Origin of the sequence: Corynebacterium sp. CCUG 61414, assembly GCF_024453945.1 — a bacterium.
Taxonomy (GTDB): domain Bacteria; phylum Actinomycetota; class Actinomycetes; order Mycobacteriales; family Mycobacteriaceae; genus Corynebacterium; species Corynebacterium pseudogenitalium.
Genome location: NZ_JAGPYU010000009.1, coordinates 1 through 24,693 on the forward strand (window position 1 = coordinate 1; position 24,693 = coordinate 24,693).

General features: G+C 62.5%; 21 protein-coding genes, 1 tRNA gene and 1 pseudogene. 12 read left to right on the plus strand and 11 right to left on the minus strand.

Annotation, left to right across the window (positions count from 1 at the left end; all coding sequences use genetic code 11):
- Positions 1 to 476 precede the first annotated feature (476 nt).
- The 5 genes from KBX14_RS07490 to KBX14_RS07510 are packed head-to-tail and all read left to right on the plus strand — an operon-like array spanning position 477 to position 5,675.
- Positions 477 to 1,868: an aromatic ring-hydroxylating dioxygenase subunit alpha gene (locus KBX14_RS07490; protein ID WP_070363325.1), complete on the plus strand. Its 1,392-nt coding sequence runs from the start codon at positions 477 to 479 to the stop codon at positions 1,866 to 1,868.
- 36 nt (positions 1,869 to 1,904) lie between these two features.
- A complete protein-coding gene (locus KBX14_RS07495) occupies positions 1,905 to 2,465 on the plus strand; it encodes an aromatic-ring-hydroxylating dioxygenase subunit beta (RefSeq protein ID WP_256001448.1) in 561 nt (186 codons plus the stop codon).
- Between the two features lie 15 nt (positions 2,466 to 2,480).
- Positions 2,481 to 3,548 (plus strand): VOC family protein, encoded by a 1,068-nt coding sequence (locus tag KBX14_RS07500; RefSeq protein ID WP_256042201.1) that lies wholly within the window; start codon positions 2,481 to 2,483, stop codon positions 3,546 to 3,548.
- Positions 3,545 to 4,246 carry a putative quinol monooxygenase gene (locus KBX14_RS07505; RefSeq protein ID WP_070363328.1) on the plus strand — a complete coding sequence of 234 codons (702 nt, stop codon included), beginning with the start codon at positions 3,545 to 3,547 and terminating at the stop codon, positions 4,244 to 4,246. The genes KBX14_RS07500 and KBX14_RS07505 overlap by 4 nt, the downstream gene beginning before the upstream one ends.
- Positions 4,247 to 4,277: 31 nt before the next feature.
- Entirely contained in the window at positions 4,278 to 5,675 is a 1,398-nt protein-coding gene (locus tag KBX14_RS07510) for an MFS transporter (RefSeq protein WP_070363329.1), read from the plus strand.
- 63 nt (positions 5,676 to 5,738) lie between these two features.
- Here the strand turns inward: KBX14_RS07510 and KBX14_RS07515 are convergent, their stop codons facing one another.
- The 4 genes and pseudogenes from KBX14_RS07515 to KBX14_RS07530 form a co-directional block, all read right to left on the minus strand.
- The gene (locus KBX14_RS07515) at positions 5,739 to 6,389 is read right to left on the minus strand and encodes a DUF6198 family protein (protein WP_071573679.1); all 651 of its coding nucleotides are present in this window, start codon (positions 6,387 to 6,389) and stop codon (positions 5,739 to 5,741) included.
- Between the two features lie 88 nt (positions 6,390 to 6,477).
- A complete protein-coding gene (locus KBX14_RS07520; protein WP_256042202.1) occupies positions 6,478 to 8,187 on the minus strand; it encodes a bifunctional 3-(3-hydroxy-phenyl)propionate/3-hydroxycinnamic acid hydroxylase in 1,710 nt (569 codons plus the stop codon).
- 221 nt (positions 8,188 to 8,408) lie between these two features.
- The gene (locus tag KBX14_RS07525; RefSeq protein WP_255366105.1) at positions 8,409 to 8,831 is read right to left on the minus strand and encodes an SRPBCC domain-containing protein; all 423 of its coding nucleotides are present in this window, start codon (positions 8,829 to 8,831) and stop codon (positions 8,409 to 8,411) included.
- Positions 8,823 to 10,064 (minus strand): annotated as a pseudogene (locus KBX14_RS07530) (glutaminase); the annotation flags it as partial. The pseudogene KBX14_RS07530 and the gene KBX14_RS07525, both read right to left, overlap by 9 nt.
- Positions 10,065 to 10,138: 74 nt before the next feature.
- Between KBX14_RS07530 and KBX14_RS07535 the strand changes: the two are divergent.
- On the plus strand, positions 10,139 to 11,566 hold the full coding sequence (locus KBX14_RS07535; RefSeq protein ID WP_256042203.1) for an ATP-binding protein: 1,428 nt from the start codon (positions 10,139 to 10,141) through the stop codon (positions 11,564 to 11,566).
- 78 nt (positions 11,567 to 11,644) lie between these two features.
- Positions 11,645 to 12,805 (plus strand): globin domain-containing protein, encoded by a 1,161-nt coding sequence (locus KBX14_RS07540; RefSeq protein ID WP_256042204.1) that lies wholly within the window; start codon positions 11,645 to 11,647, stop codon positions 12,803 to 12,805.
- Here KBX14_RS07540 and KBX14_RS07545 read toward each other — a convergent pair.
- Together KBX14_RS07545 and KBX14_RS07550 are read right to left on the minus strand one after the other, a co-directional pair.
- A complete protein-coding gene (locus KBX14_RS07545; protein WP_083433271.1) occupies positions 12,777 to 13,475 on the minus strand; it encodes a metalloregulator ArsR/SmtB family transcription factor in 699 nt (232 codons plus the stop codon). The two genes, KBX14_RS07540 and KBX14_RS07545, sit on opposite strands and share 29 nt — an antisense overlap.
- The gene (locus KBX14_RS07550) at positions 13,472 to 14,128 is read right to left on the minus strand and encodes a metalloregulator ArsR/SmtB family transcription factor (RefSeq protein WP_083433272.1); all 657 of its coding nucleotides are present in this window, start codon (positions 14,126 to 14,128) and stop codon (positions 13,472 to 13,474) included. Before KBX14_RS07550 ends, KBX14_RS07545 begins: the two co-directional genes overlap by 4 nt.
- Before the next feature lie 517 nt (positions 14,129 to 14,645).
- Between KBX14_RS07550 and KBX14_RS07555 the strand changes: the two genes are divergently transcribed.
- Complete coding sequence (locus KBX14_RS07555) at positions 14,646 to 15,959, plus strand: multicopper oxidase domain-containing protein (protein ID WP_256042205.1); 1,314 nt, start codon at positions 14,646 to 14,648, stop codon at positions 15,957 to 15,959.
- Between the two features lie 10 nt (positions 15,960 to 15,969).
- Here KBX14_RS07555 and KBX14_RS07560 read toward each other — a convergent pair whose 3' ends face one another.
- The 4 genes from KBX14_RS07560 to KBX14_RS07575 are packed head-to-tail and all read right to left on the minus strand — an operon-like array spanning position 15,970 to position 20,363.
- Positions 15,970 to 17,280, minus strand: coding sequence for a copper oxidase (locus KBX14_RS07560; RefSeq protein ID WP_256042206.1), 1,311 nt, complete (start codon positions 17,278 to 17,280; stop codon positions 15,970 to 15,972).
- The gene (locus tag KBX14_RS07565; RefSeq protein ID WP_256042207.1) at positions 17,281 to 18,747 is read right to left on the minus strand and encodes an MFS transporter; all 1,467 of its coding nucleotides are present in this window, start codon (positions 18,745 to 18,747) and stop codon (positions 17,281 to 17,283) included. It lies immediately after the preceding gene.
- Positions 18,748 to 18,756: 9 nt separating this feature from the next.
- Entirely contained in the window at positions 18,757 to 19,755 is a 999-nt protein-coding gene (locus KBX14_RS07570) for a S66 peptidase family protein (RefSeq protein WP_256042208.1), read from the minus strand.
- Positions 19,755 to 20,363: a hypothetical protein gene (locus tag KBX14_RS07575; protein WP_256042209.1), complete on the minus strand. Its 609-nt coding sequence runs from the start codon at positions 20,361 to 20,363 to the stop codon at positions 19,755 to 19,757. The genes KBX14_RS07570 and KBX14_RS07575 overlap by 1 nt, the downstream gene beginning before the upstream one ends.
- A 512-nt stretch (positions 20,364 to 20,875) precedes the next feature.
- Here KBX14_RS07575 and KBX14_RS07580 point away from each other — a divergent pair.
- The gene (locus KBX14_RS07580) at positions 20,876 to 21,271 is read left to right on the plus strand and encodes a hypothetical protein (RefSeq protein ID WP_256042210.1); all 396 of its coding nucleotides are present in this window, start codon (positions 20,876 to 20,878) and stop codon (positions 21,269 to 21,271) included.
- Positions 21,272 to 21,696: 425 nt separating this feature from the next.
- Here the strand turns inward: KBX14_RS07580 and KBX14_RS07585 are convergent.
- Positions 21,697 to 21,780, minus strand: a tRNA-Leu gene (locus KBX14_RS07585).
- 137 nt (positions 21,781 to 21,917) lie between these two features.
- Between KBX14_RS07585 and KBX14_RS07590 the strand changes: the two genes are divergently transcribed.
- From KBX14_RS07590 to KBX14_RS07600, 3 genes are read left to right on the plus strand one after another with little or no spacing between them, the layout of a single operon-like run.
- Positions 21,918 to 22,823 carry a DUF3662 and FHA domain-containing protein gene (locus KBX14_RS07590; protein ID WP_256042236.1) on the plus strand — a complete coding sequence of 302 codons (906 nt, stop codon included), beginning with the start codon at positions 21,918 to 21,920 and terminating at the stop codon, positions 22,821 to 22,823.
- A gap of 28 nt (positions 22,824 to 22,851) precedes the next feature.
- A complete protein-coding gene (locus KBX14_RS07595) occupies positions 22,852 to 23,307 on the plus strand; it encodes an FHA domain-containing protein (RefSeq protein ID WP_070363634.1) in 456 nt (151 codons plus the stop codon).
- On the plus strand, positions 23,304 to 24,692 hold the full coding sequence (locus KBX14_RS07600) for a PP2C family serine/threonine-protein phosphatase (protein WP_256042211.1): 1,389 nt from the start codon (positions 23,304 to 23,306) through the stop codon (positions 24,690 to 24,692). The genes KBX14_RS07595 and KBX14_RS07600 overlap by 4 nt, the downstream gene beginning before the upstream one ends.
- Position 24,693 lies beyond the last annotated feature (1 nt).

A 24,693-nucleotide genomic window follows, 5' to 3' on the forward strand; every position in this document is an offset into this window, starting at 1 on the left:
CGCGACCGAAAACACCGATTGGGTTGCCTGAGAAAGTCACGATTATCCGCACGACAAGTAAAACGGCGCCGATGCCGTGTGCATTGATGATGCATTGTTAACCATGATTCCGGACCACAACCACTTGACACAGAGCGTTTCGCGGGGCGGATTTGGAAAAGCCCTGGTCGCGGGAAGCACGTGAGGGAATTTGGTGTGCGTAGAGTAAGGTCTGAGTGCCAATGGACGCAACCTCTTTTGGGCTAGCTATTCATACTAGCTGGTAATAAAAGTGCTGGATGTTTAGGCTTGCGTCTTTTGGCACTGGCCCCCGGGAAGAGTCGGGAAGACTATCCTAGGCTGAACTTTGAGCCCCGAGGCCCCTCCTTTTATGCCCGCCGGGGCTGTTCCATTGACTGGAACGTGGGTTTTAGCCAATTATTCTTCCGTTTAAAGTCACTCCCACAGATGACACAGATCACAGAGGGGAAGTGGATATGAGTAAGATCGCAGAACTCATCGATCCGGTCGGAGGATACGTTTCCGGCAAGATTTTCGCCGACGAGGACATCTACCGCCAGGAGTTGGAGACCGTCTGGCAGCGCACCTGGGTGTTCCTTGCGCACGAGTCAATGCTGCCGAAGCGCGGGTCCTACATCCAGACTTACATTGGTGAGGACCCGGTCATTGTTGTGCGCCAGAAGTCCGGCGAGGTCAAGGCGTTCCTGAACCAGTGTCGCCACCGCGGTATGCGCATCTGCCGCGCTGACCGCGGTCAGGCGAAGTCCTTCATGTGTTCCTTCCACGGCTGGTCCTATGACCTCGAAGGCAACTTGACCAACATCCCGCATGAGAACAATGCGTACCCGGAGGGCATCGATAAGTCGAAGTTGTCGGCGATCAAGGTGCCGCGCATCGAGAACTACAAGGGCTTCATCTTCGGCTCCTGGGATGAGACGATCCCGCCGCTGGAGGAGTACCTGGGCAACGCGAAGTACTACCTGGATGGCTACATGGACCGCTACGAGGGCGGCATGGAAGCCATCGCCGTCCACAAGTGGGTCCTGCCGGCGAACTGGAAGTTCAACGTTGAGCAGCCGACGTCCGACATGCAGCACTCGGAGATCTCCCACGTCTCCGCGGTGGAGGCGCTCAGCTCCGGTTCGGACACCTTCGACCGCAAGACCGGCCGCAAGAAGGTCCCGGAGGGCCGCCAGTTCCTCAGCCCGTACGGTCACGGCGGTGCGTTCTTCGGCAAGCGTGACGCGGAGATCCCAAACACCGGCCCTGCGCTGATCGAGTGGGAGAACACCATCCGCGACTCCATCGTGGAGCGCCTCGGTGAGTTCCGCGAGGTCCGCGGCCACATGAACGTCTTCCCCAACTTCATGCTGCTGGGCAACTACACCTTCCGCGTCACCCACCCGCGTGGCCCGAACGAGATGGAGATCTGGTCCTGGGCGTTCGTGCCAAAGGACGCGCCGGAAGAGGTCAAGGAAGCCATCCGCGTCGACGTCATGCGCACCTTCTCCCCTGGCGGCATGTTCGAGCAGGACGACGCCGAGAACTGGGAGGAGATGCAGCACATCCTCCGCGGCGCGAAGTCCCGCGAGACCGGCTTCACCTACAACATGCGCCGCGTCCCCGTCAGCTACGACGATGACGGCTACCCAGGCGCATCCACGGCACATGTCTACTCCGACAACGCTGCGCTGAACATGTACGGCTTCTACCGTGACCTGATGGAAGACAAGTCTTGGGAACAGCTCAAGGCCGAACGAGGGGGCGTTCCGGAGGTTGACCAGCGTGACTTCACCAAGGTGATGGATCCGGAAGCAGCAGCGGCAGCTGCAGCCTCTGACGGTGCTTACGAAGGCAACGTCGATTAGTCCCTAGCTTTTACACGACCTTTGAAGGAGAAACCCATGGCGAGCAACAACACGCAAGCGTCAGAGGCAGTGACCCAAGCCCCTGCGGGTGCGGAAGATGAGCGCCTCATCGCGCGCTTCCTGTACGACGAAGCCGAAATGATGGACAACATGCAGTGGGAAGACTGGCTCGACTGCATGCACGACGACGTCGACTACTGGGCGCCGGTCCGCGAAAATCGCGTCGCCCGTGAGCGTAAGGAAGAGTTCTACCCGAAAGGGACGTCGGTCTACTTCGAGGAATCCAAGGAGTTCCTGCGCCAGCGCGTCGTCCGTCTCCAAACCAACATGGCGTGGGCCGAGGAGCCGCCGTCACGTTCACGCCACATGCTCACCAACCTGCGCATTGACGAGCGTAGCGACGGCGCCTTCGCCGTTCGTTCGAACTTCCTCATCTATCGCTCACGTGGAGAGCGCTACGAGGACACCATCGCAGGTGAGCGCCGCGACGTCATCGTACGGGCACCGGAATCGCGTTACGGATTCCTGGTGCTCGAGCGTGAGATCCGCTTCGATATGGCAACCATCCTCGTCAAGAACTTGTCTCTGTTCTACTAAAGAAAGGAAACGCTCTTGAGTACACAGATTGAAACCACGAACCTCCTGCGCATCGGCGTTGTCGTCTATGACCTCGACGCCAAAATCAAGGATTACTCCCGCATCTACGGCATTACCGACTGGGACATCGCCGAGCACGCACCAATCGACGCCGTCGCGCACGGCCGACGCTTGGCGACGACCCCGGGAACCTGGCGGAGCGCCGTCGGCACCACCCCTGCCGTCAACGGCGAGAAGGGCCCAGGCGGACGCCCAGCGTCGAGCCTTACCTTCGAGCTCATCGAACCAACCGGCGGCGAGAGCCCCTTCAACGAGTTCCTGCGCACCAAGCGCGAAGGCATCGCGTTCCTGCAGGTCCGCTCCACCGCGGCCAACGACGAGGCGGTCGCGGAGCACTTCAAGGCGCTCGGCTACGACATCGCCTACACGGCAACTGTCGACGGCGCCACGCGCACCTTCTACGACACGCGTGAGAACCTGGGCGGCTTCCTCGTCGAGATGCTCCCCGCAACCGCGGCCGATCCAGCCCAGGTGAGCACCGACACCCGCCCGCCCCAGCCGGTGCAGGGCATGTACCACTTCGGTGTCCTCGTGCACGACGTCATGGCGGCGCTGCCGCACTACCGCGACGTCTTCGGCATCCAGCGCTACGAGATGAAGACGTGGGAGACCGGCTTCGGCCGCCTGGACAAGCCGTACTACCGTGGCAAGGACGGCGACACCGGCTACTTCACCGCCCAGGGCACCGCCGGTGACTTCGGCTTCGAGATCATCTCCGTCAACCACGGCGACTGCCACTACAACCGCGAATTCTTCGATGAGCGCGGCCCGGGCATCCACCACTACTTCGCGTGGATGACCACGGAGGACTCCGAGTGGGACGAGGTCGTCGCCTCCATGACCGAGGCTGGCCACCCACTGTGCATGGGCTCTAACCTGCGCGGCGGCGCCGCCGAGTTCGGCTACTTCGACACCTTCGACGCGCTCGGCGGCTACCTCATCGAGATCGTCGCGCGCCGCGAGCCACCGAAGCCGGAGTTCGCCGCACCCGACTGGATCGTCGACTTCGAGGAGCTCGTATGATCCGCATCGTTCATCGCGGAGCCACCGACGCTCCAGAAAAGCTTCTTCACGACGTCGCATCCCTCCGCCAGCGCGACGGAATCAAGGAAGCCGAGGCCTATCAAACCCTGGCGGTCGAGGACGAGGACTACGCCGTCGCGATTCTCGCGGCGAACGTGTCCGACTACGCAGAGATCGTCGAGAAGCTGCCGGAACTCCCGAACCTGCACACATTCGTGCAGGACGGCACGACGGAGATCTACGAGCAGTCCAAGTACGTCCTCGCCGACGGCGTGTGGGCCCCAGAAGCGGGCTACGACGCCCGCATCATGTGGCCGGCGCGCGGGCCAGTCAGCATTGTCATCCAGAACGCTTTCGTCGAAAACCCTGAGATGCGCGCGCTGACCGCCCAGGAAATCACCGAGACCCGCCGTGAGCCGGGCTGCCTCTACTACGCGTGGATGGAGAACCTGGAACTGCCCAATCACCTCATGCTGCTTGAGGTGTGGGCGGACCAGACAATCTACGACCATCACTGGTTCGGGCGCATGGCCACGGGCGAGTACCGCGGCAACTCCGGACGCGAGGCCGCCACGCCGCAGCGCGGAGAACTTACCCGCGAGTTCTACCGCCAGCAGCCCTTCGAGTACCACTACGGACGCCTCCTCCCTGAGGCAACCGAAAACTATTCCCACTCCGTTGCGTGGTCCGCGCGCTAGCTGACCACCCCATCCCTTTCAGGAGACCCACATGACTAACATCACCCATGCCCCGCCGGTAGACCTCGCGAAGCATGAGCGCACGCCGAAAGAGCGACGCCTCGCCCTTGGTTCGTCCTTCCTCGGCTCCACCGTGGAGTACTACGACTTCCTGCTCTACGCAGCCGCCGCGGGACTTGTGTTCCCGCAGCTCTTCTTCGCGAACATCGACCCGAAGCTGGGAACGATGCTCTCCTTCGTCATCCTGCTCACCGGCTACCTCTCCCGCCCGATTGGTTCGATGGCGTTCGGCCACTTCGGCGACAAGTACGGCCGTAAGAACGTCCTGGTCATCACGCTGATGACGATGGGGCTTGTCTCCATCTCGATCGGCCTGATGCCGTCCTCGCAGATGATTGGGCCGGCCGCTCCGATTCTGCTGGTCATCCTGCGCATCATCCAGGGCATGGCGATCGGCGGCGAATGGGCCGGCGCCACCCTGATGGCCATGGAGAACTCCACCGCCAAGAACAAGGGCTTCGGCGCCTCCGTCGCCATCGCTGGCGGCCCAGCAGGTGCCATCTTGTCGACGCTGGTCCTCGCGATCTTCGCGAAGGCTTCCGGCGACAACTTCGCCAACCCCGAGCAGTACTTCATCACCGACTGGGGCTGGCGCGTTCCGTTCCTGTTCTCCGCAGCCATCGTCATCGTCGGCCTGTTCATGCGCGCCAACGTGAAAGAGTCCCCAGAGTTCGAAGCAGCCCGGCGCGCCGGCAAGGTGCATACCGGTGTGCCGCTGGTCCGCATGCTGAAGGAAGCCCCGCGCGAGCTGGTCCTCGGTGCGCTCGCCGGCACCGCCGCACTATTCGTGCAGGGTCTGCAGGGCTCGTTCATGGTGCCGTACATCGTGAACGCGACCGCTGAAACTGAAACGCCAGTCGGCCGCTCGACTGCCCTGATGATGGTCACGGTCGGCTCCGCCATCGCGATCTTCGTCATGCCGGGCTTGGCCGCCCTGTCTGACCGCCTCGGACGACGCCGCGTCATGCTGGCCGGTGGTTTGGTCTCCATCATCGGCATCTGGATCGTTTTCAACATGATCGACTCCGGTGACCCAACCAAGATCTGGATCGGCATGGTCCTGCTCGTATGCGTGGTCCAGCCCGCACAGTACGGCCCGATCGGCGCATTCATCTCCGAGAAGTTCGTCCCCGAGCTGCGCTACACCGGCTCCGGTATCACCTACCAGGCGGCGTCCATCCTCGGCGCTGGTACCGCACCGCTGGTCGCGACCCGCTTCGTCTCCCCGGAGACCGGCCTGACCCCGCTGGCCATCATCATCTCGGTCCTCTTCGTGATTTCCTCGCTGGCGATTTACTTCTCCAAGGAAACCGCTCAGAGCATGGGCCACGCGGAGCGCTTCACCAAGACGAATATGTTCAAGGGCTAGGTCAAGGGCTCACACAGCACGAAAAAATACCCCGGAGCTACTCTGGGGTATTTTCTTATTGCCTTAGTCGACCGGCTTCACCAGCCGCCGGGCAACCGGGGTGAACGCCCCCACGATAAACCCGAGAGTCAGCGCCGAGACGATCGTCGCCTCACGGGCAGCTTCAAAATGGCCGACCCACACGACGGAAAGCACCAACGCCAGCAACACACACACGATGTCAAAGACCAGCTTGACCTTGTAGAACGGTTTTCGACGCAGCGTCGCAACGGTAGCGACGAAGCCCTCGCCCGGCAGGAAGACGGCGTTGGCAGTAGCCAGAATCGCCACGCCAAAGCCGAGCACCACCAACCCGACCGCGACGAGTGCAACCTGCGCCGCGTAATTCGTCGACGCCAAAGGGCGGCACACATACATCCACCCGTCCAAACTCACGCTGCCGACAAGCAGCGCGGGCAGCTGCAGCCAGTACCGGCCCGGGAAGTCCTGGCGCAGCATCACCCACTGCGCCGCAATGAGGAACAGGTTCAGCGCAAACGTCCACCCGCCAAAGCTCAACCCGCCGATCAGCGTCATCGCATACACCGGCGACGAGACCGGCGGCGTGCCGAGCTGGCTCGTCGTCACAAGGGCGGTACCGGCCATCATCACCACAATGGCGAACACTGAATATGCGTAGTCTCTCGGCCGCGCCGAGTGTTTCGAGTCGCTCACTTGCGATACCTCCTTGATAAAGACTTGTTAAACACCAGGGACACCCAAACATTCCTGTCTGAGTGCCCCTGAAGTAGTCAGTATGTAATTACTGCACGCGCATGCTTGCAGCCTGCTTGTACGCCTCCCACGCCTGGCCTGCCTGGGCGTTGAGCGTTGCCACCGCAACGAACCTGTCCGGGCGGACAAGCACCGTACCAACCGCGCGGGTATCAAAGAAGCCCTTCAGCGCACCCGTGATGTCCGAGACAACCTCGGTGTCCGCCGACACGTACTCCTTCGCCCACTCGACCTGCGTCGGGCTGACCGCACACACCAGTTTGACGTTCGCCTTTACCATCTCAGCGAGCTGCTCCGGCGTGAACAGGCGGGCCGGGTCCACGCCCCAGGTCACCACGGCGTGGTTGAGGCCCAGGGCGTCGTCGAGAAGCACCTCAGCGCCGTTGTACTCGACCTTCGGCTGGATGATCTGCAAACCCACCGGCGACATCTTGTTCACCGCAACGCGCGACGTGACGATGCGCGGGCGATGCGACGGATCATTCGAACGATCCGCAACGCCAGGCTTCAACGTCGCCTGATCCACTACCGCGCCACGGCCGTAGCGCGGCACCGGCTTGAACTTCATGTCCGCGAAGTACTCCTTGACACGCGGCGAAAGGTTCATCAGCTTCGCCGCCGTGTCGCGCACGAACGCCACCTTCTTATCCGTCGGCTTAATCACCGTGCCGAACGTCATCGACAAATCGATCATGGCCTTGGCGTGGTCGCGGCGCTCGACATCGTAGGTATCCAGCAGCTCCGGGCTGAAGTTGCCCTGCAGCACGCCAGCGAGCTTCCACGACAGGTTCGTCACGTCGCGGATACCCGAGTTGTACCCCTGGCCCATCCACACCGGCATCAAGTGCGCCGCGTCACCGGCAATGAGCACGTTGCCCTTCCGGAACGTCCGCGCCATCCGGCCGTGGTGCGTGAACACGCGGCGACGGATCACGTCCAGCTTCGTGCCCTCCGGGATGTGCTCCGACAGCAGCTCCTCAATGAAGGCATCCTCGTCGACCTTCTCGGTCGGCTCGTCGTCGAACAGCATGAACTCCCAACGACGCACCCCGCGCGGCAGACCAATGGACACGTACGGGCGGTTCGGGTCGGCACCGAGGTACACATTCGGGGCGCCCAGCGGATCGTTGTTGACGTCAACAACAACCCACCTTGTCGACGGCGACTTCCCCTCAAACTCAGTCCCCATCCACTTGCGCGTAAACGAACGGCCGCCTTCACAACCAACGAGGTACCTCGCGGTGATCTGCTCCTGCTCGCCCGTGCGCTCCTCCCCCTCTTCACCACGCACGACCTCAAAGGTCGCGCGGACGCCACCCTCGACCTCCTCGATCTTGACCAGCTCGCGGCCAAACGTGGTGGTGACGTGCGGGAACCTCGCCAACCCATCGAAGGAGGCCTTATCCGCCAGCGGCTGCAGGAACCCAAACTTACGAGGCCACCCGTACGGCTCACCCTGCGGGTTGTTCGTCAAGATGACGTTACCGGCACCATCGACCAAGCGCATGATGTGGTGCGGAATCGTGTACGGCCGGAACTCCTCCGCCAGGCCCATCGCCTGGATGGTGCGCATGGACTCGTCGTCGAGACCCACCCCGCGCGGGTAGTCAATCAGCTGGTCACGCTTCTCCATGACCGCGACCGAAACACCACGGATGCCAAGCAGGTTCGCCAGCGCTAGGCCAACCGGTCCCGTACCGATGACCAGCACATCAACGTCTGCATTCAGCTCTCCCATGGTGTTCGCTCCTTGACTTTCGACAATAGATCCAGCACAGTGAGTCACCTCACTTTCACATGTGTTTCTAGTTCTAATCACAGGAGTAAGTTGACGCATCTCCAATTCCGTCTTTCGGAACATGTGAAGGTGGGTGCGCGCACCAGATTCCTTGTGTTTCTCGGGGCGGGTTTGCAAAAGCCCTGGTCACGGGAAGCGCGCGAGGGAATTTGGTGCGCAGGCTACTCCGATTTGCTCTCGCGCTTGATCAGCGGCTCCAACTTGTCGCGGAGACGCGCCTTCCAGTCGGCGGCGGCCTCCTCGTAGCCTTCCTCGTGCGGGTGCATGCCGCGGTGGGTGAATTTGACGCGGGTGTCGCCGTCGGGGGCGTCTTCAAGCTCGAAGATGATGTCGGTGTCGTCCCACTCGGGGTCCTCGAGCAGGTTGCCGGTGGGCTCGACGCGCCAGACGAGGCGGTCGCCCTGCTCGGCTTCGGAGACGTAGAGCTCGGCGAATTGGTCGTCGTTTTGGAAGTGGAACTCGCCACCGGCGGTGTCGGCGGAGCCCTCGATGGTTTCGTCCCACCACTCCTGCGGCCTGGTGATGGCGCGGAAGACTTCGGTGCGGCTCGCCGGAACCTCGAAGGAGGTGGAGAAGTCCTTCACGGCGCGGAATTTGGTGCCGTCGGAGAACTCGTAGTCGGGCATGGCGCCGTCGGGGTCGTAGATGGAGACGTCGAAACCTTGGTCGCGGATCTGCTTGATGCCTTCTTTAATCAGCAGGCGCCCGGCCTTGTTGAAGGAGGTGACGTGGGAGACGTCGAGCACCAGGCGGTTGCCGGCGAGGCGGTATTCGCCGAGGTCGTGGAGGATTTTCTCGGCGGCGGTGAAGTTGATCATGCCTTGGAGTTGCACGACGGTCTTCGCTTCTCGACGATCCACCGTCCGGATCCCCGGCGCCGCGTAGTAGTCGGCGCTCATCAGGTTGAGTCCGAGGGATTCGGACAGCTCGCGGAAGATCTTCACGCCGCGTACCGAGTTGCCCTGTTTGTCCAGGCGCGGGCTGAGCGAGGCGATGCCGAGCTGCCCGGGCATCGTGCCGATGAGGCCACCGGCCACGCCCGACTTTGCGGGGATGCCCACGTTGACCATCCAGCGGCCGGAGCCGTCATACATGCCAGCGGACGTCATCACGGCCTGTGTCACCCGGCTAGCCGCAGCGGACATGATGCGCTCGCCGGTGATCGGCTGGACGCCGCCGTTGGCCAAGGTGGCGGCCATCACGGCGAGGTCGCGGACGGTGACCAGGATGGAGCACTGCTGCGTGTAGGAGTTCACGGCGTCGTGGGCCTGGTCTTGGACCATGCCGAATTCCCGAAGCAGGTGCGCGATGGACAGGTTGCGGTGCGCGGTTGCCAGCTCGTCGTCGAGGATGTTTTGGTCGATGCGCAGTTCACGGCCCGCAAGGCGGGAAAAGAACGACCGAATCTTCTCGACGCGGTCTTCGACACTCGAATCCGCCCCGTTGATGAGCTGGTTCACGGCGATGGCGCCTGCATTGATCATGGGGTTTGAGGGCCGGTTGGTGGCGTCGTCAAGAGAGATGGCGTTGAAGGCCTCCCCCGAGGGCTCAACCCCCACAACCTTGTGTACTTCTTGGGCGCCGAGTTCCTCGAGCGCGAGGGCGTAGACGAACGGCTTCGAGATCGACTGGATGGAGAACTCGTAGCTGTCGTCGCCGACGGAGTAGAGGTGGCCGGACGTGGTGCACACGGCGAGGCCGAGCTTGTCCGGGTCGGCCGTGCGCAGCGACTCGATGTAGTCGGCGGGCTCGCCGGCGTCGTCGTCGCGGACGAGGTCGAGGATCTTATCGAGGTACGCAGGCACTGGAGTTGGCATGCCGCCAGCTTACTTCCCACATAACATCCCACATAACATCCCACATGTGGGATGTTGGGTGGTATGTTGAGTTTATGCAGGCAGAAGAGTTATCGAAGATCGTCGCAGATCTGCGGTTGGTCGGTGAGACACCGCAAGTTGAGGTGAAATCGAACGTCGGGAAGAGCATCCTGGAGACGCTCTCCGCGTTTGCGAATACGCGGGGTGGGGTGATTCTCATCGGATTGAGCGAGGACGCATCCTTCGCCCCGCTCGATAGGTTCGATGCGCAGCGCGCCCAGGATGCGGTCGCGTCGCGCTGTGACCAGCTCTCACCAGTGCTTCGACCACTTGTCACGCCGGTGCCGTTCGAAGGGTCCGTGATTGTAGTCGTCGAGGTGCCCGCCCTTCCCCCGCGCGAGCAGCCCTGCTACGTCAAGGACCGAGGGATGTACAAGGGCAGCTTTACTCGTACCGGGGAAGGCGAGCGGCGCCTCGAGCCCTACGAAATTGACCGCCTGCTCGAGGAACGCACCCAACCCACGTGGGATGAGGAGCCAGTGACAGACGCCTCCCCGGACGACCTGGATACCGACCTGCTCACCCCCTACCTTGCTCACCAGAAATCACTACGCCCGCGCACCTTCAAGCAGGGTGATGTAACAGCAATGCAGCGCCTACGCATCCTCGATGGCGAACACCCCACACTCGCTGCACTTCTCACCATGGGTGAGTACCCGCAGCAGTTCTTCCCGCGTCTGACCATTACGTTTACTCTCTTGCCAGGCACTGAGATCGGGGAGGTCGCGGAAGGAATTCGGTTCCTGGACAACGCGACGCTCACCGGCACGATTCCCGAAATGGTCGAAGCGGGCGTCGAACTTGTGAAGAAGAACATGCGCACCGCGAGCGTCATCGGCGATGTGTACAGGAAAGACATGCCGGACTACCCGGTGGAGGCAGTACGCGAGGCGCTGGTCAATGCCGTCATGCACCGCGATTACTCCCCTGCCGCGCGTGGGGGCCAGGTCCAGATTATGATGTTCGCCGACCGTCTGGAGATCACGAATCCTGGGGGCCTCTACGGCGGAGTCACCACGGAAAACCTTGGCGACGCCGGGGTCAGCAACTCACGCAACCAGCGGCTTTCTACGTTCCTGGAGGAACTGCGCTTCGACGACGGCGGACCCGTCGCGGAAAACCGTGGCTCCGGAATCGCCGTGATCGAACAAGCGCTTGCCAAAGCGCTCATGCCCCCACCGACGTATGCAAACTCGCTCACGCACTTCACGATCACCTTCCACAAACGCAGAATCATCGCAGCAGAGCGGCACGGAACGGCCATCGACCAAGTGAAAGATCTCCTTGCCACGAAGGAGTCCTGGTCCACGACCGAGCTCGTAACGGAGACGCAGCTGAGCCGAACAGCGGTCCAAAACGCACTCAATCGCCTGGTAGACGCCGGAGAGGCGGAGCGAACAGAGCCACATAAGAGCCCCCGCCAGCGCTACCGCGCAACATAACATCCCACATAACATCCCACATGTGGGATGTTGGGTGGTATGTAGGGCATCCGATTAAACACGAGTATATTCGTGTTTATGTTCATTGACGAGAAACCAAACCCGAAACAGGCATACCTGAGCGACGAGCACTCCGAGATCATCAAGGCAACGCTCCCGCCGGTAGGCGCGAACATTCAGACGATCACGAAGACCTTCTACAACAAGATGTTCACCGCCCACCCCGAGCTCATCTCGGACACGTTCAACCGTGGCAACCAGAAGCAGGGCGCGCAGCAGAAGGCGCTAGCGGCGTCGGTGGCGACGTTCGCCACGCAGCTGGTGGACCCCGAGGCACCGGACCCAGTGATGATGCTGGACCGCATCGCGCACAAGCACGTCTCGCTGGGCATCACGGCGGACCAGTACCAGATCGTGCACGACAACCTGATGGCCGCCATCGTCGAGGTGCTTGGTGACGCCGTCACCCCAGAAGTCGCCGAGGCCTGGGACAAGGTGTACTGGCTGATGGCCGACGTCCTGATCAAGCACGAAGGCAAGCTCTACGAATCGGACGGCGTGGAAGCCGGCGACGTGTTCCGCACCGCCACCGTCACGGAGAAAACCCAGCTCAGCGACACCGTCTACGCCTACACCCTGGAGGGAGACCTCACGGCGCCGCGCCCAGGCCAGTACACGTCGGTCGGCGTGAAGCTGCCGGACGGCGCGCGCCAGCTGCGCCAGTACTCCATCATCGAAGGCGACGCCTCCCACTACCGCATCGCCGTGGAGACCGAGGGCGAAGTGTCCACGTTCCTGCGCGACCACGTCAACGTCGGCGACACCGTCGACGCCACGCTCGCCGCCGGCGACCTGGTATTGCAGCCCGGCACAAACCCGGTGGTGCTCATCTCCTCCGGCATCGGATCCACGCCGATGACCGGCATCTTGGGGCATCTCGCGGCGGAGGGCTCGCCACGCAAGGTCACGGTCGCGCACGCCGACGAGTCACAGCAGTCGTGGGCGCAGGCGGATGAGATGCGGATGCTCGTCGACAAGCTTGACGACGCCTCCCTGCACCCCTACTTCCGTGCCGAAGGCCAGCGCCTCAACGTCGCTGACCTGGATGTTTCCGGCGCGGACGTGTACCTGTGCGGCGGCGAGGGTTTCCTGCAGTCCATCCGCGACGACCTGGCACAGCTCGACCCGGCGAACGTGTACTTCGAGCTGTTTAGTCCGAACGACTGGCTGATCGGTTAACCAGCCGGGCCCCGCACTGCCCCGACGCGTCGAACGGCATGAAGTCGAGGTGGTGGGGGCCGATGGTGGCGTCGATAAACCCCTGGTGCAGTGCGCAAATCGTGGCTGCGGGCGGGGTGCCGTCGGCGGCGACGAACGGGCAGGCCTGCAGGCCAACTTCCACGGAAGCGTCGCCGTCCGCCTCGCGGACGAGGGGGTCGAAGCCCATCTCGCGCAGAGAGCGCAGCACCGCGGCGGCGAGCTCCTCGAAGTCCTCGGGCGGCTCCCCGAAACGGTCCGCGTTGCGCCGCGCCCACGCGCGCCCGAAATCGCGGGCTGCGTCCAGGTCGAAGCCGGCGAGCGACTCAATCAGCGACTCGACGAGCGCGACGTACTCGTGCATCACAGCGTGACGCTGCGGGGTGCGCGCGTGGTACACGTGCGAGGGGCGACCACGGGTGGTGCGGCTGGCCACACGCCAGCCCACCAAACCGCGCTCCGCCAGCTCATCGACGTGGCCACGCACGGTATTGACGTGGATGCCCAGCTCCTTGCTCAACTCGCTGAGCAAGGCTCCTTCTGGGAAGGAATCAAGCGCGTCCAAGACCTCACGCTGCTTCGGGCTCAACTCGGCGGCGCGGCGCATCAGTTCCGCGGTGGGCAGGGGGACGGCGTCGTCGTCGATAGTCATAGCTGGACCTCACACTGCGATGGGCGGCTGTACGGAACGAGCTTGCACACGATGCCGCCGCTGAGTTCATCCAGGTAGCCGGCGTGCAGGGCACAGATGACCGAACTTGGCGCGCTGACGCCCACCGTCGTGAACGGGCAGGCGTTGAGGCCAATGTTGCCGGACTGGTTTGGGTAGGAGGGGTCGAAGCCGAGGTCCCGCAGAATCGCGATCAGGGCGTTGAGCTGAGACGCCCCGGAGGCATCCGACTGCACCTCGCGCCCGTTGTGAGTCTGGCGCGCCCACTGACGGCCGATCTCGCGCGCCTTCTCCTCATCGCCCTCCGTGAGGCACTCCGCCATCGTCCTGACCAGGCCGATGTACTCGCGAGTCACGGTCGAGTGGTGCGGGGTGCGCGTGTGGAAAATGTTGCTCGGGCGGCCGCGTCCCTCGCTCGGGGCCGTCGTGATGTTGACCAGGTCTTTCGCCAGCAACTCGTCCAAGTGCCCGCGGATCGTGTTGGGGTGCATCCCCATTTCCTCGGCAAGGTCGCTGACCTGCGCGCCGTGCGGGTGCATGGCTAGGCGGTCGAGCACCTCTCGCTGCTTCACGCTCAACTCGGCGGCGCGGTCCATCAGGTCCGTCGTCGGTTGAGGCGGGGTCGCCGAATTCACGTGTCCTCCTTCGGTCAGAGCTACTGACCAGCTTAAACCGAAATCGCCGATTTTCCCTATTCCAGGCCGTATTTATTGAAAGAACGTAATGAAGAGGCTATTTCGCACTTTCTCGCCATAACACCTGGCCCAAGTCGTGGTTCCATACATACAGTTTAAGGGCCTCATCGGCGCATTGATCAGGCCTGCTATTCTAACCAACGTAGTCCCTCGGATCTGGGTCACAGACATCGACTTTGTGTTCCCCCGAGGGTTTTTCTATGGGCGTTGAGCTTGGATTAAGCCGCGTGTCGCGATAAGGCGCACCAAATTCCACTCTGCACAAGAGGTGACCAGGTGTTTTGTCTTTTCTCCCCGCCGAAAACCCGGGTTCTGGTGCACAGCAAACTGCCAGACCCCTCTATCGTCAGCGGAGTCGCCGAATCCACGTGTCCTCCTTCGGTCAGAGCTCTTTACCAGCTTAAACCGAAATCGCCGATTTTCCCTATTCCAGGCCGTATTTATTACGATCGGGACCGTGAATAAAAAAGGGCAGACCTCCGACGGCCTGGCGTGGGGCATCATTGCGGTGTTTGTGGCACTCGTGGTGGCGTTCAGCGCGCTGAGCTCGACCGCAGGCGACGATGGCAGCTCGGCTCCACTCGACACCAGCGGCGCCACTACCCTCGACGTCGACATCCACGGCATGGCCTTCACGCCGAATCGTATCAACGTCCCCTCCGGTACCCGCCTCATCCTCACCATCACCAACTCCGATGACCAGCAGCACGACCTCAAGCTGGGTAGCGAGTACACCGGGCGCATCGACCCCGGCGACACCGTCGTCCACGACTTCGGCGTCTTCACCGAGTCCACGCAGGGCTGGTGCACGATCGCCGGACACAAGGCGATGGGCATGGTGTTCGACGTCGTGGTCGGGTCGGCGAGCCCGAGCACTTCGCCGAGCGCCGCGCCGAGACCGGTAGTCGCCGCGGATGGGCCTGACGACGGCCTGGTCTACCGCGACCCGGCGCTGCCTCCCGCGCCCGATGCTCCCGAAAGAACAGTGCACGAACACACCTGGCACGTTGCCGAAAGCGAGCGCCAGGTCGCGCCCGGCGTCACCCAACCCGTCTGGACTTTCGACGGGGAAATGCCAGGTCCCGTACTGCGCGGGCGCGTCGGTGACCTGTTCCGCATCACCATCGTCAACGACGGCACAATGGAGCACTCCATCGACTTCCACGCGGGTGAGGTCAACCCCGATACAAATATGGCCCAGATCGCTCCGGGTGAATCGCTCACGTACGAGTTCGAAGCCCGCAGGTACGGGATCTGGATGTACCACTGCGCCACCATGCCGATGAGCCTGCACATCGCCAACGGCATGTTCGGCGCCGTCGTCATCGACCCACCGGACCTCACGCCTGTCGACGCCGAATACGTCCTGCTCTCACACGAGGTCTTCCTCGGCGAGGACGGCGCCGACCCCGAGCGAGTCGCCGCCGGGCTCTACGACCTCACCGCGTTCAACGGCTACCCCAACCAATACCAGCAACGTCCGATTCCAGCCCGCGTCGGCGATACCGTCCGGGTGTGGCTCTTCAACGTCGGCCCCGACAACCCACTGAGCTTCCACGTGGTCGGCGAAATCTTCGACACCGTATTCAAGGAAGGCCAGTACCAGATCCGAAACGCCACTGACACCGGTTCACAGGCGCTCGGGCTCCTCGCCGCCCAGGGCGGGTTTGTTGAAATGACCTTCGACGAACCCGGCACCTACACCTTCGTGAACCACCAGATGACCGACGCCGAAAAGGGACAGCGCGGCCAGTTCGTGGTCACCCCCTAGGTGACCGGGCTCAGGCAATCCCGCCGAAGGACGCGACAATCGCCGCCACCAGCGCCAACGCCAGGGCGGACTGGCCAGCGGGGCGCTCCACGTGGGCGCCCGCCACCGGGGCCTCGCGCTGCCCGCGTAGCACCGCCACCTGTGCCTTCACCGCTCTGCGCAGCAGCGGCAGGTACGCCACCAGTACGGCGAACACGAGCAAGCTCATCACCACCCGCAGCCAGGACTGCTCCGTTAGCAGCCACACCGCCAGCGCGAGGTTGTACAGCACGACCCGGAAGTAGGTGCCCCGAGACAGCTCCAGCAGCCCGGCGCGCACCGCCTTCGGCCCGCCGCCCATCGTGGTGGGCAGCAGGTAACTCATGGTGCCGATCAGCAGTGGCGCCACGAAGCCGAGCAAGAGCGCCAGCGTGGGGATCTCCGGGATCGTCCGCACCAGGCCCACGGCGTACCAGAGCATCGTGCCGATCAGCCAGAACATCGCTACGAAGACGGACAGGCCCGGGTAGGTGATGCGGTCGCGCGGGTCGCGAAGGACGTCGATGACGTTCACCAGGAACCCCTGGAAGAGCCACAGCCACGCGCCGACGTAGACGAACGCGCCAACCGCGACTACCTGCGAAATCCCCAGCAGCGCGCCGGTAACCGCGCACGCAATCCCGGCCACCGCGCCCCAAATGGCTGCGCAGGTTCGGTCGCGCATGCCGTTGATCCGCCACATCGTTGGGAACAGCACGCTCAGGCTCGACATCGCGGCAAGCCCCACAAAACCCCCAACGTTGGTGAACAGGTGCGCCTGGCGGATCTGCTCCTGCCAGGTGCCGGGCAGCCCCATCGACAGTGCCGCGCCGAAGCACACCCCAACCAGCAGACAGGCAGCCGACGCCACGTATCCGACCGCGGCGGGCCGGTGCCGCTTCTCCGGGCCGGCATCACGCACCAGCCGGGCGAGCACTACCGCGTGCCACAGCACCGCAACAGCGACCAGCAACCCGCCGACCCAGGTGACCAGCCAGTGCTGTTCCCACCAGCTGGCCAGGACCTGGCCAACCAGTACCAACATGACGCCGGCGTTGAGGACCCAGGTGCGCCGCAGCTGGGCCGGGCGTGCCTCCTCGGGAAGGCGCTGCTGCAGGAAACGCTCGGTCAGGTTCACGCTCCACAGCACGATCGAGTTCGCCACAATGCCAAGCGTGAAAATGTGAATCAGCAGCCACGCCGGTTCAGGAAACAGCGTGTGGGTGAGCCCTATCAGGATGAACACCCACATCCAGATGCTCACCGGCTTGGACGCCTTCCGGTGCCAGCTGCGTGCGCTCATTTACGCCGCCACCTTCGCGTCGCCGGACTTCGGGTTATCGCGGAAGCACCACCAGGTCACCGCACCGAAGACCAGGGCCGAGCAGGCGATCATCACAAGCACATTGTGGTACGCCCCGGCGTAGGCGGGGGCGGCAAGTGCGTTGGTGGAGGCGTCGTAAATTGTGTCCATGCCGATGGGCTGCAGCTCGGCGGGGAGGTTGCGCACCATCCATATCGGCAGCAACGAGCCGGTCAGCGCGACGGTGACAAGGGTGCCGAACTCGTAGGAGACCTCCTCGACGCCCGCCGCCATGCCGGAGCGGTGCAGGGGCGCGGCGCCAATAATCGCGATGGAGGACACGCTCATCACCGAGCCCGCCGAGAAGCCCATCACGGCCAGCGCCGCAATCTCGATGCCGAGGCTGCCGGCGTCCGAACCCCAAATCAGGGCCGCGGCACCCGCAGCAGCGCCCAAAAAGCCGCCGCCGATGAGCGGCAGGAAGCCAATCTTGTGCAGGTAGGCGCCGCCAAGTGTCGACGCCGGAATCGCGGCCGCCGCCATCGCAATGATGGTGGCGCCGGCGTGGAGGGGGGAGAAGCCGTCGACAAGCTGAAGCTTCTGCGTGGTCATCAGCTCGGCGCCGGCCATGAAGAACATGCCGCCGGCTGCTGCGACGACGCCGCCGGTGAACATGCGCGACTTGAAAATGTCGAAGGTGAGCAGCGGATCCGTCAGCTTCCCCTGGCGGCGCACGAACAGCACCGCGCCGACGACGCACAGCACCACCGCCACCACGAACAGGGACCAGCCGGAGTTCGGGTTCACCAATTCTTTGATAGCCATGGTCAGGCCCGACAGCGCGAACAGTGCGTACACCGAGGAAATGAAGTCCCAGTGCTTCGCCGGGTTCGGCATGTTCTCCGGGGCCAACCAGAACGTCAGGACCAGGGCGATGAGCACAATCGGCACGTTGATCAGGAAGACGGAGCCCCACCAGAACGCCTCCAGCAGCGCGCCGCCGACCAGCGGACCCAGCGCCGCACCCACCACGGCCACCGACCCCCAAATGCCGATCGCGGTGTTGCGCTCCCGCTCGTCCGAAAACGTCAAACGGATCAGCGCGAGCGTCGCCGGCATCATCACCGCAGCACCCATGCCGAGCAGCCCGCGCGCACCCACAAGCAGCCACGCCGACGGCGCAAACGCCGCCGCCAGCGACGCCACCCCGAACACCACCAGCCCAACGATGAACATCAGGCGATGCCCCAGCTTGTCCCCCAGCGTGCCAGTGCCCAGCAACAGCCCCGCCAGCACCAGCGGGTAGGCGTTAATAATCCACAAGCCCTGGGTCGGGGTGGTGTGCAGCTGCTCGTTGAGTTCCGGCATCGCCGTATACAGAATTGAATTGTCCAGCCCGATCATCAGCAGACCGAGCGAAATCACTGCAAAGAAGGTCCAACGTTGACCCGGCGTCGAATCAGTCATAGGGACAAACTACACTCTAGGAAAGCTAATCGACGCCTCTCCCCCCTCCACCGAAACATCCACACGCCCGCCGACCGGGAACGTCAGCAAGGGGTTCGTGTGCCCAAACGATGCGTTCGCCACCACCGGCTTCCCCCTCAGCTCAGGTATCGACGCCACCATCTCCTCCACCATCACCCTCGTGACACGGCTCGCGGTCTGGAAGCGCCCAATCACCAAGCCCTCAATCCCGTGACCATCCGGGGCCTGCAACAACGACACCAGCTCACGCCGAAAGTCCATCACGGTGTACTTCCCCGTCACCTCCGCAAACAACACCGCATCATTGAGCGACGGCATAAACTCCGTGCCCGACAACAACCCCAACGTGCCCAAATTCGACCCAAGCGCAATCCCCTCCGCGCGGCCTTCCTGGATCACCCACCAGCCATCATCCGGCTCCTGCACGCGACCATCCTGGTTAATAAACCAGTCATCGTCTGTGTACCAGTCCCCCGGCTCCCACACGATCGGCCCATCAGTAAACGCCGCCTGCACAAACGCATCACGCGTCACCTCGCCGAAATCGCGCATCCCCAACGTCGACCAATGCGGGCCCACGTAGACCACCTGGCCCGTCTTCGCATACACCGCATTCGCCAACGCCGACACATCCGAATTCCCGCACAAAAACTTCGGGTGCTCCGCAATCACATCAAAGTCCAGGTGAGGCAGGATCTCGTTACTGGTAAAGCCGCCGATCACGCTCATGATGCCGTCGACGGATGGGTCGGAGTAGGCGTCGATAAGATCCTCAGCCCGCAGCTTGCCCGGCGCAGACCAAAACATGTCCGAGACCCGCACATTCGCCCCAAAACTCACCGACAGGCCAAGCTGCTCCAGGCGGCGCGTGGCCAACTCAGCCACAAAACGACCCGCCGGCCCCTGCTCCACATACGCCAACGAACGCGCCGGAGCCACCACACGCACATGATCGCCCACCGACAACGGGCGAGGATACAACGCCATTAGTACAAATACACCGACGCGTTATTACCGCCCTGGCACCGGGCTCCCCCACCCGCCGGCCAGCACGACATCGTGTATGTCTGCCCCGTCACCGGGCTATACACACTCAACGACCCCGGGAACTCACCAGTGGCCGCAGCCCGCTCATTAAACACAGCCAACACATTACCCGCGAACTCCGACGACGTATTCCCGGTCTCCGCCGTCGCATTCGAGAACCCCGCACTCGACCCCATCGGCTCACGCCGGTTCACATTAGGCTTGTTGCCCTGACTGTTCTGGCTGCCGTTGCTGCCGGCTTCCGGCGCGACCGTCTCAACCTCCGTCACGATCACCGGGTCCTGCTGCTCCCCATTCGACCCATCGGAACGCACAACCAAAAACGCCACCGCTCCAGCCAACGCCAACAACACCAACGTCCCCAACACCGACAACGCCACCACCAAGCCGGTGTTGCTCTTCTGCTGCGGCTGATACGGGGGCTGCGGCTGATATGGCTGCTGGTAGTACGGCTGCTGGTACTGCTGTTGCTGAGGCTGCTGCGGCTGCTGGGTCGCCCACTCGTTGGTGCCAGGGTGGGTGTCGTCGGGCTGGTACGGGTTCGTCATGAGGGGCTTCCTTCAGGGATATGCAACAATACTGCAGCTCACCTTACTAGGTGTGCGCTGCCGATATGCGGCGTGGACGCTCCATCTGGAACTTTGCACCACATTCCGGGTCGGCATTTTCGCGACCTGGGGAAACGTCATTCGGCCTGATTAAAAACGGGGATTGTGGTGCACAGGAAATTCGCAGGAGTGCCAAATCTGACATCGCTATCCATCCAGCCCTTTTCTGGCCTGGCACTTTAAATGGCCGGACCACATTGGGTTGCGTCTTTTGGCACTGGAGCCTCCGGCGCCGTACCCCTCTCCTCGCCCACTTTCGAACTTGGTCCATCGCGGCGACTCATGCTCTAGCGGTTGATGGTTCAATTCCGCAACCACCCATCGAACCCTGACGACGCTGAAAAAGAAGCTAACCTGTACGTGAACAAGTTCAACAACGCCCATAAGAGGCATTGCTACCCACAGAGAAAGTACCGCCCTTCGGGTGCCTATGACACGAATTGGAACCCTAAATGACACTCAGCGAAATCACTCTGACTAGAACCTACTTCCTTGCCAAAGAGGAGGATCTTCCTCGGTGCTATCAGCGCTATCTTGAACGAGTGGAACGCGTAAAACAGTTCACCACCGTCTATCTGGTTGCTGATGTGGAGTTTTATGAGGTTGACTCAGTCGTGAAAGAAAACTTGCTCCATGATCTCCAGGCTCAGAGTGATGAACCGGTTAACGAGGATGAATGGAATATGTATAGCTATTCCACCGCACTAGGGACGATCGATGAGCCTATTGAGCCCGGGGCGGCCGTGTCGCGTTTGTGGGAGGACATGCTTTTGACCGACGACGAGGAGTGGCCTCGGTCTTTTATCAGCACTGTTAATTTCTCGTCGTTTATGTCACGACCGAAGTAACGAACTGGAAGCCGTTGGGTGCGGGTAGTGAAGTACTTCTCGAAGCGAGCGGCCCCGAGCATCGTCGCTAATGTTATCCTTTTCCACAGAGCGTCGATGTAGATCGACGCACCATACCCCACAACCCCGGGCCAAGTGCCTGGGGTTGTTGTTATTTTCACCTACTCGCGGGCCTTTGCACCAGATTCCGGGTCGGCATTTTCGCGACCTGGGGAATCGCCGCTCGGGTTGCTTGAAAATGGGGATTGTGGTGCACAGGAAACTCGCAGGAGTGCCAAATCTGACCCTTCTTAAAATCTAGCCCTTTTCTGGCCTGGCACTTTAAATGGCCGTACCAAATTGGGTTGCGTCTTTTGGCACTCGCTCCCTAGAGACACCCAAGCATAAAAAGAACCGGCCCTCCCGAAGGAGAGCCGGTCCGTTTGTGCCCGGGGGGGGACTTGAACCCCCACGTTCTTGCGAACACTGGCACCTGAAGCCAGCGCGTCTGCCAATTCCGCCACCCGGGCGGGCACTGGAACAATATAACACCCTTACATAGAGAAGTGCCAAATCGGCACGTCATGGGGTGTAAAGGTGTTTCACACTAGGCTGTGTCGGAATGCGCACCTATACTAACGGGGTTAAAGAAAGGAGGTGCATGCGGATGGGAGTCATGGATCGATTGGCAAAGCTGGATAGTTCGTTGCAGCGTGGCCTGGATAATTCGATGGCGGCGCTCTTCGGCGGCAAGGTAGTTCCGGCTGAGATCGAGGAACTGCTGAAACAGGAGGCGCAGGACTCTGTGGTGGTGACTGACCATGATGAGTTTGTGGTGCCGAATGTGTTCGCGGTGGGTGTTTCTTCGAAGGATTTGGAGAACTTGTCGCGGGAGCGTGACCTGCCGGTGCACCTCGCGGAACAACTGACGCGGTATGTGCGCAACCAGGGTTGGTTCTTTGATGGGCCGGCGGTTGTGCGGATCGCGGAGGAGTCAGGGCTGCGTACGGGCCAGTTGCGGGTCAGTTCTTATATTGATCCGCAGCCGGAGGTCGCGAGTGGGTTTGATGCCATTGTGGCGGAGCCTACGAAGCGGTCGAAGGGCGGTAGGCACCGTCATGCGGCAAACCGGGATCAGGAGGATCACATGCATGAGCCAAATACGATGACGCCGGTGGAGGGTGGCGAAGCGACTGTGAGCCTGCTGTTGCAGGACGGGTCGTCGCGCACTTACTTGGTGCATGAGGGCTCGAATATTTTGGGCCGTTCGAATGATGCGGATTTCCGCCTGCCGGACACGGGTGTGTCGAGGCAGCATGCGGAGATTACGTGGGATGGCCAGGTTGCGGTGTTGGTCGATTTGCAGTCGACGAACGGCACGACGGTCAATGATGAGCCTGTGGAGAACTGGATGCTTGCCGACGGCGACGTGATCACCCTGGGCCATTCCCACATTGAGGTGCGCATCGTGGAGCCGAGGGCGTCGAGCCCCGCGGCGCCGGACCCGGAGGAGGGCGCGCCGCGCTACACGGATGCGGCGTCGCACCCGCAGACAGAATTTTTCCAGGCCTAACAAGCCCTGACCTGAAGGAGCTCCTTTGTTGGATTCCGCGGTGATCCTGAGCGCACGCTTTGGCCTGCTCGCGCTGCTCTGGCTGTTCATTCTGCTGGTGTTGTGGGTGCAGCGGAAGAATGTGCGTGAGGTGGGTGGAGCTGGGCGTCGACAAGTGAAGCAGGCGGGGAAACCGCTGCAGTCGCGTGAGAAGGTCCGGCAGATTGCGGTCGTTGAGGGGCCGCTGCAGGGCTCGCACATGGAGATTGCGAGTGTGGAGCATGTGACGCTGGGCCGCTCGCCGGACAATGATTTCCAGCTTGGGGACGACTTTGCGTCCTCGCGGCACGCGCGACTGTTCCGCCGCGGCAGCGACTGGTTCGTAGAGGACCTGGACTCCCGCAATGGCACCTTTGTGCAGGGCATGCGCATTGACCAACCGGAGCGGGTATCGGTGGGGACGAATATCAAGATGGGGCGCACGATTGTGAGGTTGATGCCATGACGCTGCGGTTGAATTATGTGGCGGCATCGGACAAGGGTCTGGTGCGTGGAAACAATGAGGACTCCGCCTACGCGGGCCCGCACCTTCTGCTGCTTGCGGACGGGATGGGTGGCCACGCGGCGGGCGAGGTTGCCTCGCAGTTGATGGTCAGCCACATGGAGCACCTCGACCGGGATCCGGAGGACGCCGACATGTTGGCGCTGCTCGGGGCGGCTGCAGATGATGCGAACGCGACGATTGAGCGTTCGGTGGCGCAGCACCCGGAGCAGGAGGGCATGGGCACGACGCTGACGGCGTTGATGTTCAACGGCGCGGAGTTCGGCCTCATTCACGTGGGCGATTCGCGAGGCTACTTGCTTCGCGACGGCCAGCTTCGCCAGCTCACCGAGGACGACACGTTCGTGCAGTCCCTGGTCAACGAGGGGAAGCTGGACCCGGAGGACGTGTCGAGTCACCCGCAGAAGTCGTTGATTTTGAAGGCGTACACGGGCAACCCGGTGGAGCCGCACCTGGAGATGGTTCAGGTTCGCGCGGGGGATCGTGTGTTGTTGTGCTCGGATGGTTTGTCGGATCCGGTGACGGCGTCGACGATTGGGGAGGCGCTTGGTCAGGGCACCCCGTCAGTAGCGGCGCAGCGGCTGATTGAGTTGGCGCTGCGTTCGGGTGGGCCGGACAACATCACGGTGGTCATCGCTGATGTGGTGGAGGTCAAAGACGGCGAGGAGCACCCCGACTTGCCGACGGCCCCCGCGATGGCGGGCGCGTTGGCGCCGGAGTTCGAGTCGACGCACCCGGACTCTTCCGCTTCGAGGGCGGCGGCATTGATGCGCAAGTCGGAGACGATTCCGCCGAACCACAATCGTGAGGGCGGCCGTGATGGGTCGCAGCCCGGCGCGAGTGACGCGTCGGCGGACGAGGAGGATGACCAGCGGTTTCGCCGCAAAGTGAACATTTGGCCGTGGGTGCTGTCCGCGTTGGTGATTGTGCTGATGTTGTCGCTGGCGGCGGTGTTGTGGACGAACGATAGGCTCAACGACCGCTATTTTTTAGGCACCGACGGCAACGACGGCCACTTCGCGATTGAGCGGGCCGTCGGGACGTCGTTGTTTACGGAGCCGCGCCGTGAGGTGATTCAGCGGGCGTGCATTAATGAGCAGAACAAGTTGCAGATTGTGTCGTCGAACTCGGTGCCGCAGGACTGCGTGATCTTCGGTATCAATGACCTGCCGGAGAGCCAGCTGAACACGGTGGAGAACTTCAAGGGCGGCACGTATGACGATGTGCTGGGGATTCTGAACCGGTTGTCTGGTGAGGCGTTGCCAGTGTGCGTCGATAATGATGCGGCGAAGGACGCCCCGCAGGGCGCGTGCCGGGAGGTGAAGTAGC